Source organism: Bradyrhizobium sp. (assembly GCF_036735945.1).
GTDB lineage: Bacteria > Pseudomonadota > Alphaproteobacteria > Rhizobiales > Xanthobacteraceae > Bradyrhizobium.
The window spans coordinates 1-15,951 of the sequence record NZ_DAINNI010000110.1 but is presented as its reverse complement, the minus strand read 5'-3'; the positions used below and the strand labels follow the sequence as shown (position 1 = coordinate 15,951).

Here is a 15,951-nt window from a genome sequence, read left to right as displayed (position 1 = left end):
ACGTGCCGTATTTCGGCATCTGCTTCGGCATGCAGATGGCGGTGATCGAGGCGGCGCGCAATCTTGTCGGCATCGAGCATGCGAACTCCACCGAGTTCGGCCCCACGAAGGAGCCGCTGGTCGGCCTGATGACGGAATGGCTGCGCGGTAACGAGCTGGAGAAGCGCACGAAGAGCGGCGATCTCGGCGGCACCATGCGGCTTGGCGCATACCCGGCGGCGCTGAACCGCGGCAGCCGCGTTTCCGAAGTCTATGGCGGCGCCACCGAGATTTCGGAGCGCCATCGCCATCGCTACGAGGTCAACACCGCCTACAAGGACCGGCTCGAGCAGCACGGCCTGCGTTTCTCCGGCCTGTCGCCCGACGGCGTGCTGCCGGAGATCGTCGAATATGAGGACCATCCCTGGTTCATCGGCGTGCAATTCCACCCCGAACTGAAGTCGCGGCCGTTCGAACCACACCCTCTGTTCGCGTCGTTCATTCAGGCGGCGGTGGTGCAGTCACGGCTGGTCTAAGCCGTCGCAAATACGATTGATCGTTTCGCCTTTGACGAACGCGGCAATTGTTGCGACAAACCGCTCCTCTACCTTCAAGAATAATAACCTTGGGAGCAAAGCCGATGATCATGGAAATGCGCGTCTATCGCTGCCTGCCGGGCCGCCTGCCGGCGCTGATGAAGCGCTTCGATACGCTGACGCTGAAACTGTGGGACAAGCATGGCATCAAGCAGGCCGGCTTCTACACGACGCTGATCGGCACCTCCAACCAGGAACTGACCTATTTCGTCGCCTGGGACTCGCTCGCCGACCGCGAGAAGAAATGGACCGCCTTCCAGTCCGATCCGGACTGGATCGCCGGCCGCGCCAGGAGCGAGGAAGACGGCCAGATCATCGACAACATCGTCAGCCAGTTGCTGGTGCCGACGGCGTTCTCCGCGGTAAAATAGCTGCCGTCGCAACCCTGACATTCAGGGGTTAAACGGGGTTGATCCTGGGAGCGCGGACCGGCATGGTCCGCGCCTGACGCAAAGGAAATCCCTTGAACGCGAACCTCAAAGCAGCCCCGGTCGTCTCGGTCGGCAAGGTCAAGTTCGGCAACGACCTGCCGATCTCGATCATCGCCGGCCCGTGCCAGCTTGAAAGCCGCGCGCACGCTCTCGAAGTGGCTAGCGCGCTGAAGGAGATCGCTGACCGGCTTGGGGTCGGGCTCGTCTACAAGACCTCGTTCGACAAGGCGAACCGAACCTCGGGCTCGGCGGCGCGCGGCGTTGGCCTCGAGCAGGCCTTGCCGATCTTCGCCGAAATCCGTTCCTCCCTCGGATTGCCCGTGCTGACCGATGTGCACGAGGCGGCGCAATGTGCGGAAGCGGCGCAGGCGGTGGATGTATTGCAGATCCCGGCGTTCCTGTGCCGGCAGACCGATCTCCTGCTCGCGGCCGCTGCGACGGGCAAGGCCGTCAACGTCAAGAAGGGCCAGTTCCTCGCGCCCTGGGAAATGACCAACGTCGTCGCCAAGGTCACCGGCGGCGGCAATCCCAACGTGCTGGTGACCGAACGCGGCGCGTCGTTCGGCTACAACACGCTGGTGTCTGACATGCGCGCGCTGCCGATCATGGCGCAGACCGGCGCGCCCGTCATTTTCGACGCCACCCATTCGGTGCAGCAGCCGGGCGGGAAGGGCTCTTCCTCCGGCGGCCAGCGCGAATTCGTCCCCGTGCTGGCGCGAGCCGCGGTCGCGGTCGGCGTTGCCGGCGTGTTCATCGAGACCCATCCCGATCCCGATCGTGCCCCGTCTGACGGCCCCAACATGGTGCCGCTGCGCGAGTTCGAGGGGCTGGTCAAAACCCTGATGGCGTTCGACGCGCTCAGCAAGAATACGGCGCGTCAATGATGCGGGCGCGGCCGTGACCGCCTCGAGCCGTCTGCCGCCGGCCCTCAACATCATTACGCTCGCGACGTTTGCCGCCAGCCTCTCGGCGCGCGCGCTGGACCCGGTGTTGCCGCACGTGGCCGACGATTTCGGCGTCAGCATTGCGTCCGCCGCCAGTTTCGCCGCCGTGTTTGCCTTCACCTTTGCGATCATACAGCCGGTGCTGGGTGCGGCCGCCGACCTGTTCGGCAAGGCCCGGCTGATGATCGTCTGCCTGGTGCTGTTGGGGCTTGCCAACATTCTCGGCGCGATGGCGAGTTCGTTCTGGCTGCTGTTCGCCTCGCGGATCCTCGCCGGGATCGGCTCCGGCGGCGTGTTTCCGGTTGCGCTCAGTCTGACCAGCGATCTGGTCGGTCCTGAAAAGCGGCAGATCGCGATCGGCCGCACGCTGATGGGCTCGATGACCGGGAACCTGCTGGGCGCTTCGGTTTCCGGCCTGATCGGCGATTTCCTGGGCTGGCGCGGCGTTCTTGCCGTGCTCGGCGGTCTGGTCATCGTGGCCTCGATCGCGGTGGCCGCCGGGTTTCGCGGTGCCGCGTTGACCCGGCCTCCGAAGACCGATTTCGCGGCGCTGAGACACGGCTATCGCACCATCTTCTCCAACCCCAATGCGTTCTGTTATGCGGCCGTATTCGTCGAAGGCTGCTGTGTGCTGGGACTGTTTCCCTTCATCGCGTCGTTTCTGTTTGAACTGGGTGAAACCAGCCTGGCGGTGGCCGGCCTCGTGATCGCGGGCTTCGCGGTCGGAGGCCTTTTCTACACGCTCAGCGTTTCGCGGTTTCTGCCACTGCTCGGTGTCAACGGGATGATGATATCAGGCGCAACGCTGGTGGGACTCCAACTCGCCGTCGTCGCCCTGGGCCCGAGCGCCAAGGTCCAGACCCTCAGCCTGATCTTCATGGGCTGGGGCTTTTACATGATCCACGGATGCCTGCAGGTGTTCGCCAGCGAACTGTCGGTGGAAGCACGCGCGACTGCGCTGTCGCTGCATTCGTTCTTCTTCTTCATGGGCCAGACCGTCGGCCCGATCGCCTATGGTTTCAGCATTCAGCACGCCGGCAAGGTCCCGACCTTGCTCGGTGCTGCCACGGTGATGATCGCGCTGGGCTTCCTCTGCGCCAGACTGCTGCGCCAGACACGGCCGGCCGATGCGCCGGTGGCGTAGCCCAATGCTGAGCACGCGTTGAGAGCCGCTGACAGCCTGATATCGCTGATACGAAGACGTGGGCGGCGGCATCCGGGATTTCATCTAGAGGCCGAGCGTGGTCTCGGCCCAGCCCATCACGGTTCTGCCATTGAGAAACTCGATCAGGTGGGGCTCGATAGCTGCCGGCCGGTCGTGACCGAGCACGGCAGTCGCTGTGATCATGTCGCAGCGTTCCCTGAAAACCACCGATATCGCGGTCTTGCCGAGCGGATTGCGGGTGTTGAGCGCGTACGCGCGGCTGCGGCCGTCCATCCGCGCAATTCTGACCGGATGGCTGCCGCCGAGCGGCGAAGCCTCGCCGACGAGAACAAGGTCTCCCATGCGATCCACGTCGTCATCATCGGCAACGCCGGTCGTGCAATTGCAAAAGCCGATCTTGGCACGCAGATAGACGTTCACCTCGGTACCGCAATCCGCCGCCTTGCAGCGGAACGCCTTGCCCTTTCCCCAGGGATCGGTGGGGAAGGGCCAAGGCGTCTCGATCCATATCGGTGCGGTCGCAGTTGCGGCCGCGTGCTGCTGCAGGCCGGACCACGCCAGCACCACCGCCGCCAGTACGCTTCCCAGCGAGGCGGTTACAATGGCAGCACGACCTGAAGGCCTCATTGCACCACCATGTTGATTGCCGGTCGCCTAATTGTTGGCGAGATACTTCTTCGCCTCCGTGACCTCTGGCCGTTCGGTATCGCCGTTTGCCGTCAGCGCCACGAGCTGCTGATAATTGTCACGCGCTGCAGCCTTGTCGCCGAGCTTGTCGGCGGCCTTGGCGGCGCCCGCATAACCCTGGAAGCGGTTCGGCTCCTTGGCCTTGGTGGCCTCGAAGGCAACAAGCGCTTCCTGGTTCATGCCGCGATCGAGCAGCATGAAGCCGTAGAGCTCGCGCGCCGGCGCCAGCGGCCCCGGCGTGACCGCGTGCTTCTCGGTCCTGTCTTCGGCTTCCGCGGCGACGCTCATGGCCTTGAGAGCCTCGTCGTATTTACCCTCTGCGTGAAGCACCCAGGCAAGCGCGACCTGGCGCTGGATGTCGACGATGTCAGGCCAGTAATTATCCTTGGCATCGCGCAATTTGTCGCGCAGATCGGCGAGTTTCTGGACGTCCGCCCTGGCGGCTTCCGGCTTGCCCGAGTGCGCGGCGCCGAGTGCGCGGGCAAAGTGTGAGATCGCCACCGCAAAGGCCGAACCGTTCGGCCTGACGGACAGTTTCGAGGCGGCATCCCAGTCACCGCGCTCGATCGCATAGCGGGCCGGCGAAGCTGCAAGCGCGTAGTCGGCGGCTGCGACGGTGGCCTTGAAGTCGGTCTCCTTCGCCATGTCGTCGAGGACGACGCGCGCCTGCTGGTCCTGGGCAAGTTGAAGGTGGGCGTAAACCATATAATCCTGCGCATGCAGGTAATTGCCCACCGACTTCTCGGCCTTGGCGGCCTTCACGGAAGCGGTGTTGGAGGCGATCGATTCCTTCCAGTAACCGACGCGGGTGTAGATGTGCGACGGCATGTGCTGGGCGTGCGGCGCGGCCGGCGCGATCCGGGCGTAGCGGTTGGCGGCGTCGAGACCTTTCTGCGCGGTCGCCGGATAATCGTAGAGATGGATCAAATAGTGCGTCACCCCCGGATGCAGCGGTAGCCGCACGGAAATCGGCTCCAGGATGGCCGCGCCTTTGCTCTGCTGCGCGTACGTCTTGTCGTTGAGGTCCGCCGACGTGTTGAGCGTGATGGCGTAGGCAATCTGGGCTTCATCGTCGTCCGGATATTTCGCCGCGACCTTCTCCTGGGCATCCCGCAAGGCGCGCATGCGCTTGATGTGAGGTACGTTGGCGTAATCCGTATACATCACCATGAGCGCATCGATGTAGTCACGTTCGCGCTCGGTCCTGGCTCCGATCTCCCTGGCCTTGGTGATGGCGGCGAAACCGGGCGCGAGATTCGGCTGCGGGATTGCGTTGTGCGGGTTGTCCATCAGCGTGAGTGCGATGCCCCAATAGGCAATGGCGCATGTGGGGTCAGCCTCGATGACTTCCTCAAAGATCTCCTTGGCATTGGCGTACCAGAAGGAGTGCTGATAGCGCATCGCGCGGTCGAAGCGACGCTGCGCCACATCGTTACAGGAGGTTTCGAAATGCACCTGGCCGAGCTGCCGATCCACATCATCCTGGGCAAACAGCGGCTGGGATGTCGGTAGGGTGAGAGCTGCGACGGCAAACGCGAGGAGAGACTTGCGCATGGCCTTCCTCCTTGTGGCGCACCTATGAAAGAGCTGGTCGTACTATACGACTTTCGTGCCCGCGCTTGAACGGATATGTGGATTGTGGCAGCGCGACTGACCTTTCGGTTTGCGCATAGGCGAAGCTCGCGCTGGTGTTGCGATCCGCAACGAATTGAGCCTTTGCACAGCCCGGCGGCCTGCAGGTGTCACTCGATGACGCGGTCGGCGCGCTTGACGATTTCGTCGGGAAGAGCCAGTCCTGCCGCGTGCGCGGCCTTGAGATTGACGACGAGTTCGCGCCGCGCGATCGTCTCCACGGGCAATTCGCCAGGCTTGGCACCTTTCAGAATCCTGTCGACAAGGACAGGCAAGCGGGGCCAGGTATCGGTCACGCGGGTGCCGTAGGTGATCACACCGCCGGCATCCGACTGGGCGCCGGTAAAGATGGTCGGCAGACGCCGCGCGGCGGCCAGTTCGGCTACAGTTTTGCGGTGGCGGAATGGCACCGGGACTTCCAGCACCAACAAGGCCTCTGCGCCGTCCTTGAGCATACGGTCGAGTGCGCCGGCAAGATCGGGGGACGGCCCGTCCGGAAGCTTGAGGATGAGCGGTTGCATCCCGAACCTGCGCGCAGCGGCGTCATTCGCGCGGTCGATCGGTGCGAGGCCACTCGCGTCTGCGCCGGGGATGGTTACATCGCTCAGGATACCGATGCGCGTCAGCCTCGGAAACATGTTTCGGACGAGTTCAAGCTGGCGCATGGCCTGCTCGGGATCAAGGCTCGTTACTCCAGTCGCGTTGCCGCCCGGACGGTCCATGCTGGCGACAAGGCCAATGGCCACGGGATCGGTCACGACCGAGAAGACAATGGGGATTGTGGAGGTCGCGTTCCTGGCCGCCCGCGACGCCGGACCTCCCAGTGTCATGATGACGTCCGCACCGAGCTGGACCAGATCGGTCGCCAACGCCGGCAACCGATCGAGCTGCCCCTGCGCATACCGCGGCTCGATGGCGAAGCCATCGCCCTCTCTGTATCCCAGCTTGGCGAAGTCCCCGCGAAAGGCATCCAGGTAAGGGCCCGGACCGCCATTGACCAGGATGCCGACACGCGAGGTTTTGGGGGCGGGCTGCGCGCGAGCGATGCCGCCTGGCAAACTCACGGCAGACGCGCAAAGCATGAACTGGCGACGATTCATCGGTCAGGACTCTCTCCGGAGACCCCCGCAGCGTAAGCCAGGGCAGGACAACCAGCTTCACTGCGTCGTCACTTTTCCTCACTGCCGGCTGATATCTTCATGATAGCTTGCATGCGGCTTCTGGCTTGCGGGTATGGTCGTGCGCTACTGCTTCGAGGACTATGAGCTGGATACGGCGAGGCACGAATTGCGCCGGAACAGCGTGTTGTTGCCGGCAGCGCCCCAGGCGCTCGAGCTGCTCGCCTATCTCATTCAGCACCGCGACCGCACCGTTACCAAGGACCAGTTGGTCGCGGCTGTCTGGGCGGGACGGGCGATCACCGATTCCGCCCTCACGACGCGGCTGAACGTGGTGCGACGCGCTGTTGGTGACAGCGGGCGGCAGCAGCGCCTGATCAAGACCCTGCCGGGCAGGGGCTTTCGCTTCGTGGGCGATGTCGATGAAAAGCACGCACCCAGCTGGCGGCGCGAGGAAGTATCAGGTGAGCTGCCGTCCATTGCCGTGCTGCCATTTGTAAATCTCTCTGGTGATCCAGGACAGGACTTCTTCGGGGATGTCATTGCCGAAGAGGTCCTCACTGCGTTGGCGCGTTTGCGCTGGCTGCTGGTGATCGCACGCAATTCGAGCTTTACGTTCAAGGGAACGACGGTCGATGTTCGTGAAATTGGGCGTCAGCTTGACGTCCGCTATGTGCTGGAAGGTAGCGCGCGACATAGCAACGGCCGCGGCCGGGTCACGTGTCGGCTCGTCGATGCGTGCACTGCCATCCAGGTTTGGTCCGCGCAATACGATCTGAAATTTACTGATGTTTTTGGCGTTCAGGATGAGATCACGGACGCCATTGTGACGGCGCTGGCCCCGGCGATTATCGACGCAGAGCGCAAGCGCATTGTACGCCGGGCGCCGGAGAGCCTGAGTGCGTGGGAATCCTATCAGCGCGGCGTGTGGCATATGCTCAAGCTATCCGTCGCCGACAATCTGCAGGCCAGGCGGTTCTTTCAGCAGGCAGTAACGCTCGAAACGGACTACTCGCCGGGTTATGACGGTCTTGCCTGGACGTACTTGATGGAATCTTCAGCCTTCGGCCAGATCTCGACCGCCGAAGGCTGCAAGCGGAGCGAGCCGCTGGCGTGCAAGGCCGTGGAGCTGGACCCGGAAAATGCCGAGGCGCGCGCTCGGCTGGCGCTTACGCTCCATTTGACCGGCGAGAACCGAGCTGCCATCGCCGAGGCCGAACGAGCGCTGGAGGTCACCCCGAATTGTGCCGACGCCTGCGGCGTGCTGGGCGCAGCTTTGGTATTTGCGGGAGAACGCAAGGAAGGACGCGCCTCGCTTGAGAGTTATTTGCGGCTAAGCCCGCGCGACCCGGCACGCCCAATTCGTCTGTCCCAGATCGCGGCCTCGCACTACTTCGAGAACGACTATCGCAGCGCCGCGCAAGTGGCCCGGCAAACGGTGCGCAGCTACCCGACGATCCATTTTGCGTACCGCTGGCTTGCGGCCTCACTTGGACAACTCGGCGACTGCGCCGAGGGAGCGAATGTCATCCGGGAATTCAGGCGAACCTGCCCGTCGTCGATCGACGTGTACGCCAGCCGATTGCCGCCGTATTATCATCGGGCCGACTACGATCACATGATGGAAGGATTGGCGAAGGTCGGGTGGAATCGATGAGTCTCGCGCGCGTCGTGCGCAGGGCACGGCTTCTCGATGATCGAGTCATCCCCGCCCGCGATACGGCGCGACGCCCTGATCCGGCACCCAGACTTCCTTCGGCAGCTTGCCGGTCTGCCAGAACACGTCGATCGGGATGCCGCCGCGCGGATACCAGTAGCCGCCGATGCGGAGCCATTTCGGTTTGATCTCGTCGGCAATGCGCTTGCCAATCATGACCGTGCAATCCTCGTGGAAGGCGCCGTGATTGCGGAAGCTCGCGACGTAGAGTTTCAGCGACTTGGATTCCAGCAGCCATTGGCCCGGCACGTAGTCGATCGCCAGATGCGCAAAGTCCGGCTGGCCCGTCACCGGGCAGATCGAGGTGAATTCGGGCACGGTGAAGCGGACCAGATAAATTGTGCCGGCCTGCGGATTGGGCACGCGGTCGAGTTTCGCCTGCTCGGGGCTACCGGGCCATTCGACGGCCCGGCCGAGCTGCAGCGATGCGGGCAGTGATTTCTTGGATACTTTCTTGGCCATCAGGATCGTCCTTTGCGAGCGCCGACATGGCCGCAACAGGGCGTGGTCGTCAACCGCTACCGTGAGGATGGATCGGCGAAAAACCGCACCAGCGCCTGCCTCTCGGTGATGTCCTCGACCCCGCGGATCGACATCCACAATCCCGGAAACATCGCCGCGGGATCTGTGAGAAAGCTATCGAGTCGCTTTTCGTCCCAGCGCAAGCCTTCGTCGCGCGCCTTGCGCAGCGCGGGCGAATAATCGAACTCGGGATCGCCCGCCACCGCGCGGCCGATCAGCCCCGAGAGGTTGGGGCCGGGCAGGCCGCGCTCGGCGGGGTCGAGGCTGTGACAGGCGCGGCAGGGCGTGAACGCCCGCGGGCCGTCCGCTTCAGCAGAAGCGGAAGTCGGCAGGAGCAGCAACAACAGCAGGACGCTGAAGAACTTCACGAGATCGTCTGTATCACGACCAGGCGGTCATTGCCGGACTCGCCGCCCCAGGTCTCGCCGGGCCGGCCGTCGAGCTGGCGCACATTGGCGCCGGATTTGTCGCTCGGGAACGCGTTGAATTTCTCCGTCACGGGATCGAAGCACACAATCGCGTTCGCCCCGAAATCGGTGACCCAGACCTTGTCCCTGTCGTCGACATAGACCGCATAGGTGCGCGGATTGCTGCCCGGCAGCTTCCAGGCCTTCCAGGAGCCGTCGGCGGGATCGTGCACCGATAAATTGCCGCTGTTCCACTCGCTGACCCAGATCCGGCCCTTCGAATCCGACCACACCCGCCGCGCGCCCTGGTTCGGCGTCGGCGGTTCGACCACGGTGGCGCTGCCGGTCGCCGGATCGATTTTGGCGATGTGGTTGCCCGCGAGCGAGGCGTACCAGATGTCGCCTTTCGGCGTGATCGTCATGCCGTAGGTGCCGCGGCCGCGCGGTGATTTGAACACGGTCATGTCGCCGGACTTCGGATCGAGCCGGCCGTAGATGCCGGACTGACCGGTGAACCAGTAGATGCCGTTCCTGTCGAACACGGCGGTGTTGAGGTTGGCGTAAGCCTCCTTTTCGGGCAGGCGGAACAGGGTGACCTTATGGTCGCCGGGGTCGACGCGCGCGATCGCGTTCTGGCCGCCTTCGGTGACCCAGGGCGCGCCATCCGGGCCGATGATGACGCCGTGGGGGGCGGCGCCCTTGCCGAGATCGACCAGCCGGTAGGAGCCGTCACGCGGGTCGAGCCGGCCAAGCGTGCCGTTGCGCTGGCCGCAGAACCAGATCGTGCCGTCAGGGGCGGGTGTCGTGTCGCGCGAGCCCATGCCTGCCTTGACCGGATAATATTTGACGCGGAACGGGCCTTCCTGGGCATCGGCGTGGCGAACGAGGGCCGGTGCGGCGAGGATTCCGGCGGCGGAGTTCCTGAGAAACTGGCGGCGATTCATTGCGTTACCCCAGTCTATCAATGTGAAGGTTAGGGCGCTGAGATCAACCTGAAGCAAGTCTATCCTGACCCGCTCCGAACGTCCGGAAAAGGCCGTCGCCCAGCCGTTCACATTTGCTTGCTTGCCGTGTAAGACGCCTTCCGAAACCGGACCCCACCATTTCCAGGAAAGTTCAGATATGACCGCCATCGTCGACATCATTGGCCGCGAAATTCTCGACAGCCGGGGCAATCCCACCGTCGAAGTCGATGTCGTGCTGGAAGACGGCTCGATCGGCCGCGCGGCGGTCCCCTCCGGCGCCTCGACCGGCGCGCACGAGGCGGTCGAGCTGCGGGACGGCGACAAGAAGCGCTATCTCGGCAAGGGCGTGCAGAAGGCGGTCGCGGCCGTCAACGGCGAAATCTACGAGGCGCTGAGCGACCAGTCCGTCGAGGAGCAGGTCCAGATCGACCAGATCATGATCGATCTCGACGGCACGCCGAACAAGAGCCGGCTCGGCGCCAACGCCATCCTCGGTGTTTCGCTGGCCTGCGCCAAGGCGGCCGCCGAATCCTTCGACATGCCGCTCTATCGCTATGTCGGCGGCACCTCGGCGCGGACCCTGCCGGTGCCGATGATGAACATCATCAATGGCGGCGTGCATGCCGACAATCCGATCGACTTCCAGGAATTCATGATCCTGCCGGTGGGCGCGGAGAGTTTTGCCGAAGCGCTGCGCTGCGGCTCGGAAATCTTCCACACGCTGCGGGGCGAACTGAAGAAGGCCGGCCACAACACCAATGTCGGCGACGAGGGCGGCTTTGCACCCAACCTGCCGTCGGCGGATGCCGCGCTGGAGTTCGTGATGGGCGCGATCGGCAAGGCCGGCTACAAGGCCGGCAGCGACGTCATGCTCGGCCTCGACTGCGCCGCCACCGAATTCTTCAAGGACGGCGCCTATGTCTATGGCGGCGAAAACAAGACCCGCTCGCGCTCGGAACAGGCGAAATATCTCGCCGATCTCGTCGCGCGCTATCCGATCGTCACCATCGAGGACGGCATGTCGGAAGACGACATGGAGGGCTGGAAGGAACTGACCGACCTGATCGGCAGGAAGTGCCAGCTCGTCGGCGACGACCTGTTCGTCACCAACGTGACGCGGCTGGCCGACGGCATCAAGAACGGCCGCGCCAACTCGATCCTGATCAAGGTCAACCAGATCGGCACGCTGACAGAGACGCTCGCCGCCGTCGAACTCGCGCACAAATACGGCTACACTTCCGTGATGTCGCACCGTTCCGGCGAGACGGAAGATTCCACCATCGCCGATCTCGCGGTCGCCACCAATTGCGGACAGATCAAGACCGGCTCGCTGGCCCGCTCCGACCGCACCGCCAAGTACAACCAGCTCCTGCGCATCGAGCAGCAGCTTGGCGAGCAGGCGAAGTATGCGGGCAGGGCGGCGCTGAAGGCGCTGGCATAACGCACCGGCGCTTCCAAATTAACAGGTGCAACGGGAGGATTGACGATGAGTGACGGCAGAAGCGGACTGCAACTGCGTTCGCTGCTCAGGAAGAGCGGCGAACTCGAACTGTCGCTGGTAAGCATCCCGACGCCCGAGCCTGGTGACGACGAGGTCGTGGTCCGGGTCGAGGCGAGTCCGATCAATCCCTCCGATCTCGGGCTTCTGATCGGCCCGGCCGACATGTCGACCGCAACAGTGTCGGGCAGCGCCGATGCGCCTGTTATCACCGCGAAGATGCCGGATACGGCGATGCGGATGATGGCGGCGCGCCTCGATCAGTCGCTGCCGGTCGGCAACGAGGGCGCCGGCGTCGTGATCCGGGCCGGAGCGTCGGATGCCGCGAAGGCGCTGACGGGCAAGACCGTCTCGATGATCGGCGGCGCGATGTACACCCAGTACCGCACCATCAAGGTACGGGACGTGATGGAGCTGCCCGAGGGCACCACGCCTGCCGACGGCGCATCATGGTTCGTCAATCCCCTGACCGCGCTCGGCATGACCGAAACCATGCGGCGTGAAAGTCACAAGGCGCTGGTGCATACCGCCGCCGCCTCAAACCTCGGCCAGATGCTCAACAAGATCTGCATCAAGGACGGCATCGGCCTCGTCAACATCGTGCGCAGCAAGGAGCAGGCCGACATCCTGCACAAGATCGGCGCGAAACATGTCGTCGATTCCACCGCGCCGGCCTTCATGGACGATCTCACCAATGCGCTGGTGGAAACCGGCGCCACCATCGCCTTCGACGCCATCGGCGGCGGCAAGCTCGCCAGCCAGATCCTCACCGCCATGGAAATAGCGGCCAACAAGACCGCCAAGGAATACAGCCGCTACGGTTCCAACGTGTACAAGCAGGTCTACATCTACGGCAGCCTCGACAACCGTCCGACCGAGCTGACCCGGGCATTCGGCCTGACCTGGGGCGTCGGCGGCTGGCTGCTGACGCCGTTCCTGCAGAAGATCGGCCCCGCCGAGATCGGCCGGCTGCGGCAGCGCGTGGCGTCCGAGCTCAAGACCACCTTCGCCAGCCATTACACGAAGGTCGTGTCGTTGCAGGAGACGCTGCAGCTCGCCAACATCGCCGTCTACAACAAGCGCTCCACCGGCGAGAAATTCCTGATCAACCCGAGCAAGGTCTGACCTCGACAGGCGGCACTCCCCCGCCAGATCTGGCTTGCGTTCTCCCGGCAACGGGAGAACATTTGCGGCGCAAATGAATGCGGAACAACCGCAACCAGCGCAAGGGGAGTATTCGCCATGACCGATTTGGATCGCCGCCAGCTTCTGGGCGGCGCGGCTGCCGTGGGCACAGCCGCAATGCTTTCGTCATTTCCGGTCTCGACCGCAGGCGCAACGGTGTCGCCGTCCGGCACGCAGGCGCCGGGCTTCTACCGCTACAAGGTCGGCAGCTTTGAATGCACCTCGATCAATGACGGGGCGCGTTCGTTCCCGATGCCCGACACTTTCGTGAAGAACGTCCCGAAAGAGGAGGCGCTGGCGGCGGCCGAAGCCGCCTACATGCCGAAGGGGATGGTGACGGTGCCGTTCAACCCGCAGCTTATCAACACCGGCGGCAAGCTTGTGCTGATCGACTGCGGCAACGGGATCGCCAATCTCGAACCGACCAAGGGCGCGGTCGGACGAACCTTGCAAAATCTCGCGGCGGCCGGCGTCGATCCCAAGAGCATCGACGTGGTGCTGATGTCGCATCTGCATCCCGACCACACCAACGGCATTCGCGCCCTCGACGGCTCGATGGCATTTCCCAACGCCGAGATCATGGTCCCGGCAAAGGACTGGGAATTCTGGATGAGCGAGGAGAACGCCGCGAAGGCCGAATCCAACCAGATGATGAAGAATTATTTCGCGAACGTCCGCAAAATCTATGCGGGGATCGAATCCAGGGTGACCAGGTACGATTGGGGCAAGGAAGTCGTGTCAGGCATCACCTCGATCGCGGCTCCCGGTCATACGCCCGGCCATACGGCCTTCGCGGTTGCTTCCGGCGATTCAAGGATCCTGATCCAGTCCGACGTCACCAACATCCCGGAATTCTTCCTGCGCAATCCGGACTGGCACGTCGCCTACGACGTCGACCCTGTCACGGCGGCCGCCACCCGTCACAAGTTCTACGACATGGCGGCGGCCGAAAAGGCACTGGTGGTGGGCTTCCATTTCACCTTCCCCTCGATCGGCCATGTCGAGAAGGACGGCGCGAAATACCGCCTGGTGCCGATTGCCTGGAACCCGGTGATCTGAGCGCGATCTTGATGACGTGACGTAGCAGGCTGCCCTCGGTGGTTGCCTGCGGCGACGCGCGTGCGTTCACGACGGGTACGCAGCGTTTCCAAAATTGTGCTGTTCATGCACTTGCATCTTTTGGCCGATCAGGCTTATGAGAGCGCAGGCGCTTTTGCTTCACCAAGGGATATCTAAATGGCCACCCATACCATCGTCACGATCGTCGGCAGTCTCCGCAAGGAGAGCTTTTCACTCAAGGTCGCCAATGCGCTCGCAAAACTGGCGCCGGCCTCGCTCAAGCTCGACGTGACCACGCTGGAGGGCATTTCCTTCTTCAACCAGGACCTGGAAGCCGCGCCGCCAGCCGACTGGCTAGGCTTGCGCGAAAAGCTGCAGAAGTCGAACGGCGTGCTGTTCGTGACGCCGGAATACAACCGCTCGATCCCGGGCGTGCTCAAGAATGCGATCGACGTCGCCTCGCGCCCCTATGGCAAGAGCTCGTTCCTCGGCAAGCCGATCGGCATCGTCGCCAACTCGCCCGGCGCGCTCGGCGGCGTCGCCGCGGCCAAGCATCTGCAGAACATCCTGCCCGGCATTTCCGGCTCGATCCTCGGCCAGCCCGAAATCTACCTGAACGGCGTCGGCGATGCCTTCGACGACAAGGGCCAGCTTACCAAGGAAGCGGTGCAGAAGGTGCTGCAGCAATATATCGACGCGTTTGCCGCGTTCATCGAGAAGCAGAACAGATAACGGACCTCTCGGCGTCATTGCGAGCCACCCGGTCGGCGCGAAGCGCCGCCGGATGACAGGCTCCGCGAAGCAATTCATCGCGCGGCGCGGGATAGATGGATTGCTTCCTCGCTTCAGCGCAAAATTGCTTTGCAATTTTGTCGCGAGCTCCCCGCAACGACGGTGGAGGCAGCAAGCTCTGCTTCATTAGGAATCCATTAACCCGGCCATCGCATCTTGGCGCATGGTTTCCCGCACGCGACTGAAATCCATCCTGACCGGGCTCGCGCTCTACACGATAGCGGCGCTGATGGTCGGCTATTTCGGCGTCAACGCCTATACCGGCAAGTATGGGCTGAACGCGCGGCAGGAGCTTGATCAGGAAATCATCGCGCTGACCTCGGAGCTGGCGCGGCTGAAGCGCGAGCGGGCGCAGGGCGAGCAGCGGGTGTCGCTGTTGCGCTCCGACCGGGTCGATCCTGACATGCTGGACGAGCGTGCGCGCTTCCAGCTCGACTACGCCAATCCGCGCGACCTCGTCCGGATCATCAAGCCGAACTGATTGTCCGACGCGGACGGCGCGAATGTCGCAGCCGTCACGTGCATGCAGGCATCGCCGGTCTGCAAATTTCAAAAAACCGCGAATTCGATTTCGAAAATGTCGCTGCCCGCGTTGCAGTGCGGCATAGCAATATTTTCCCCAGCGCACGCAATCCTTTCACGGCGGTTTGAGTTGGGATAGAGAGGGCTTATCCCGTCTCTCTTCTCACCCGGAATTGCCATGGCTGCACCCAAGAAAAGCGTCGTCGCGAAAGAAACAGGGCAGGCAAACGGATCCCCTCCGGAATTCACCAAGGCGCAGGAATTGGCCGCACTGCGGGACATGCTCCTGATCCGCCGCTTCGAGGAAAAGGCCGGCCAGCTCTACGGCATGGGTGCGATCGGCGGCTTCTGCCACCTCTATATCGGCCAGGAAGCCGTCGTGGTCGGGATGCAGATGGCCCTCAAGGAGGGCGATCAGGTCATAACCGGGTACCGGGACCACGGCCACATGCTGGCCTGCGGCATGTCCGCCAACGGTGTGATGGCCGAGCTCACCGGTCGCCGCGGCGGATATTCCAAGGGCAAGGGCGGCTCCATGCACATGTTCAGCCTGGAAAAGCACTTCTACGGCGGCCACGGCATCGTTGGCGCCCAGGTCTCGCTCGGCACCGGCCTTGCGTTCGCCAACCGCTACCGCGGCAACGACAACGTCTCGCTGGCCTATTTCGGCGACGGCGCCGCCAACCAGGGCCAGGTCTACGAGAGCTTCAACATGGCGGAGCTGTGGAAGCT

17 protein-coding genes are annotated in these 15,951 nt (G+C 63.5%); 11 read left to right on the top strand and 6 right to left on the bottom strand.

The window, feature by feature from the left end; all coding sequences use genetic code 11:
* The 4 genes from V7E26_RS24040 to V7E26_RS24025 all read left to right on the top strand — a co-directional run.
* A partial coding sequence (locus tag V7E26_RS24040; protein WP_324420981.1) for a glutamine amidotransferase-related protein occupies positions 1-515 on the top strand: 515 nt, incomplete at its 5' end.
* A gap of 104 nt (positions 516-619) precedes the next feature.
* Positions 620-946 carry an NIPSNAP family protein gene (locus V7E26_RS24035; protein ID WP_247786290.1) on the top strand — a complete coding sequence of 109 codons (327 nt, stop codon included), beginning with the start codon at positions 620-622 and terminating at the stop codon, positions 944-946.
* Positions 947-1,038: 92 nt separating this feature from the next.
* Positions 1,039-1,890 (top strand): 3-deoxy-8-phosphooctulonate synthase, encoded by an 852-nt coding sequence (kdsA, locus tag V7E26_RS24030; protein WP_324420977.1) that lies wholly within the window; start codon positions 1,039-1,041, stop codon positions 1,888-1,890.
* 13 nt (positions 1,891-1,903) lie between these two features.
* A complete protein-coding gene (locus V7E26_RS24025; protein WP_324420975.1) occupies positions 1,904-3,094 on the top strand; it encodes an MFS transporter in 1,191 nt (396 codons plus the stop codon).
* Positions 3,095-3,178: 84 nt separating this feature from the next.
* On the opposite strand, the gene V7E26_RS24020 is transcribed toward V7E26_RS24025, so the two are convergent.
* From V7E26_RS24020 to V7E26_RS24010, 3 genes are all read right to left on the bottom strand, one after another.
* Complete coding sequence (locus tag V7E26_RS24020) at positions 3,179-3,742, bottom strand: hypothetical protein (RefSeq protein WP_324420973.1); 564 nt, start codon at positions 3,740-3,742, stop codon at positions 3,179-3,181.
* Positions 3,743-3,769: 27 nt separating this feature from the next.
* On the bottom strand, positions 3,770-5,356 hold the full coding sequence (locus tag V7E26_RS24015; protein ID WP_324420971.1) for a tetratricopeptide repeat protein: 1,587 nt from the start codon (positions 5,354-5,356) through the stop codon (positions 3,770-3,772).
* Positions 5,357-5,544: 188 nt separating this feature from the next.
* Complete coding sequence (locus V7E26_RS24010) at positions 5,545-6,534, bottom strand: ABC transporter substrate-binding protein (protein ID WP_324420969.1); 990 nt, start codon at positions 6,532-6,534, stop codon at positions 5,545-5,547.
* A gap of 133 nt (positions 6,535-6,667) precedes the next feature.
* Between V7E26_RS24010 and V7E26_RS24005 the strand changes: the two genes are divergently transcribed.
* Positions 6,668-8,209, top strand: coding sequence for a winged helix-turn-helix domain-containing protein (locus V7E26_RS24005; RefSeq protein WP_324420967.1), 1,542 nt, complete (start codon positions 6,668-6,670; stop codon positions 8,207-8,209).
* Positions 8,210-8,254: 45 nt separating this feature from the next.
* Here V7E26_RS24005 and queF read toward each other — a convergent pair whose 3' ends face one another.
* Genes queF through V7E26_RS23990 form a run of 3 tightly spaced genes read right to left on the bottom strand, consistent with a single transcriptional unit; the run spans position 8,255 to position 10,142 of the window.
* The gene (gene queF, locus V7E26_RS24000) at positions 8,255-8,731 is read right to left on the bottom strand and encodes a preQ(1) synthase (protein ID WP_324420965.1); all 477 of its coding nucleotides are present in this window, start codon (positions 8,729-8,731) and stop codon (positions 8,255-8,257) included.
* A gap of 56 nt (positions 8,732-8,787) precedes the next feature.
* Positions 8,788-9,159, bottom strand: coding sequence for a c-type cytochrome (locus V7E26_RS23995; protein ID WP_324420963.1), 372 nt, complete (start codon positions 9,157-9,159; stop codon positions 8,788-8,790).
* Positions 9,156-10,142: a Vgb family protein gene (locus V7E26_RS23990; protein ID WP_324420961.1), complete on the bottom strand. Its 987-nt coding sequence runs from the start codon at positions 10,140-10,142 to the stop codon at positions 9,156-9,158. The genes V7E26_RS23995 and V7E26_RS23990 overlap by 4 nt, the downstream gene beginning before the upstream one ends.
* 178 nt (positions 10,143-10,320) lie before the next feature.
* On the opposite strand from V7E26_RS23990, the gene eno reads away from it, so the two are divergent.
* The 6 genes from eno to V7E26_RS23960 all read left to right on the top strand — a co-directional run.
* Positions 10,321-11,604 (top strand): phosphopyruvate hydratase, encoded by a 1,284-nt coding sequence (gene eno / locus V7E26_RS23985; RefSeq protein ID WP_324420959.1) that lies wholly within the window; start codon positions 10,321-10,323, stop codon positions 11,602-11,604.
* Between the two features lie 45 nt (positions 11,605-11,649).
* The gene (locus tag V7E26_RS23980) at positions 11,650-12,786 is read left to right on the top strand and encodes a zinc-binding dehydrogenase (RefSeq protein ID WP_324420957.1); all 1,137 of its coding nucleotides are present in this window, start codon (positions 11,650-11,652) and stop codon (positions 12,784-12,786) included.
* A gap of 117 nt (positions 12,787-12,903) precedes the next feature.
* Positions 12,904-13,905 carry an MBL fold metallo-hydrolase gene (locus tag V7E26_RS23975; RefSeq protein WP_324420955.1) on the top strand — a complete coding sequence of 334 codons (1,002 nt, stop codon included), beginning with the start codon at positions 12,904-12,906 and terminating at the stop codon, positions 13,903-13,905.
* A 177-nt stretch (positions 13,906-14,082) separates the two neighbouring features.
* Positions 14,083-14,637, top strand: coding sequence for an NADPH-dependent FMN reductase (locus tag V7E26_RS23970; RefSeq protein WP_324420953.1), 555 nt, complete (start codon positions 14,083-14,085; stop codon positions 14,635-14,637).
* A gap of 223 nt (positions 14,638-14,860) precedes the next feature.
* The gene (locus V7E26_RS23965) at positions 14,861-15,178 is read left to right on the top strand and encodes an FtsB family cell division protein (protein WP_324420951.1); all 318 of its coding nucleotides are present in this window, start codon (positions 14,861-14,863) and stop codon (positions 15,176-15,178) included.
* Positions 15,179-15,397: 219 nt separating this feature from the next.
* Positions 15,398-15,951: thiamine pyrophosphate-dependent enzyme (locus tag V7E26_RS23960; protein WP_324420949.1), on the top strand; the 554-nt coding region annotated here is incomplete at its 3' end.

Bases quoted from the DNA above. Each gene is read 5' to 3' on its own strand.
- V7E26_RS24035 (WP_247786290.1), top strand. From the start codon at position 620: ATGATCATGGAAATGCGCGTCTATCGCTGCCTGCCGGGCCGCCTGCCG.
- eno (WP_324420959.1), top strand. From the start codon at position 10,321: ATGACCGCCATCGTCGACATCATTGGCCGCGAAATTCTCGACAGCCGG.
- V7E26_RS23965 (WP_324420951.1), top strand. From the start codon at position 14,861: ATGGTTTCCCGCACGCGACTGAAATCCATCCTGACCGGGCTCGCGCTC.
- V7E26_RS24015 (WP_324420971.1), bottom strand. From the start codon at position 5,356: ATGCGCAAGTCTCTCCTCGCGTTTGCCGTCGCAGCTCTCACCCTACCG.
- V7E26_RS23980 (WP_324420957.1), top strand. From the start codon at position 11,650: ATGAGTGACGGCAGAAGCGGACTGCAACTGCGTTCGCTGCTCAGGAAG.
- V7E26_RS24005 (WP_324420967.1), top strand. From the start codon at position 6,668: ATGGTCGTGCGCTACTGCTTCGAGGACTATGAGCTGGATACGGCGAGG.
- queF (WP_324420965.1), bottom strand. From the start codon at position 8,731: ATGGCCAAGAAAGTATCCAAGAAATCACTGCCCGCATCGCTGCAGCTC.
- V7E26_RS24020 (WP_324420973.1), bottom strand. From the start codon at position 3,742: ATGAGGCCTTCAGGTCGTGCTGCCATTGTAACCGCCTCGCTGGGAAGC.
- V7E26_RS23975 (WP_324420955.1), top strand. From the start codon at position 12,904: ATGACCGATTTGGATCGCCGCCAGCTTCTGGGCGGCGCGGCTGCCGTG.
- V7E26_RS23970 (WP_324420953.1), top strand. From the start codon at position 14,083: ATGGCCACCCATACCATCGTCACGATCGTCGGCAGTCTCCGCAAGGAG.
- V7E26_RS24010 (WP_324420969.1), bottom strand. From the start codon at position 6,534: ATGAATCGTCGCCAGTTCATGCTTTGCGCGTCTGCCGTGAGTTTGCCA.
- V7E26_RS23990 (WP_324420961.1), bottom strand. From the start codon at position 10,142: ATGAATCGCCGCCAGTTTCTCAGGAACTCCGCCGCCGGAATCCTCGCC.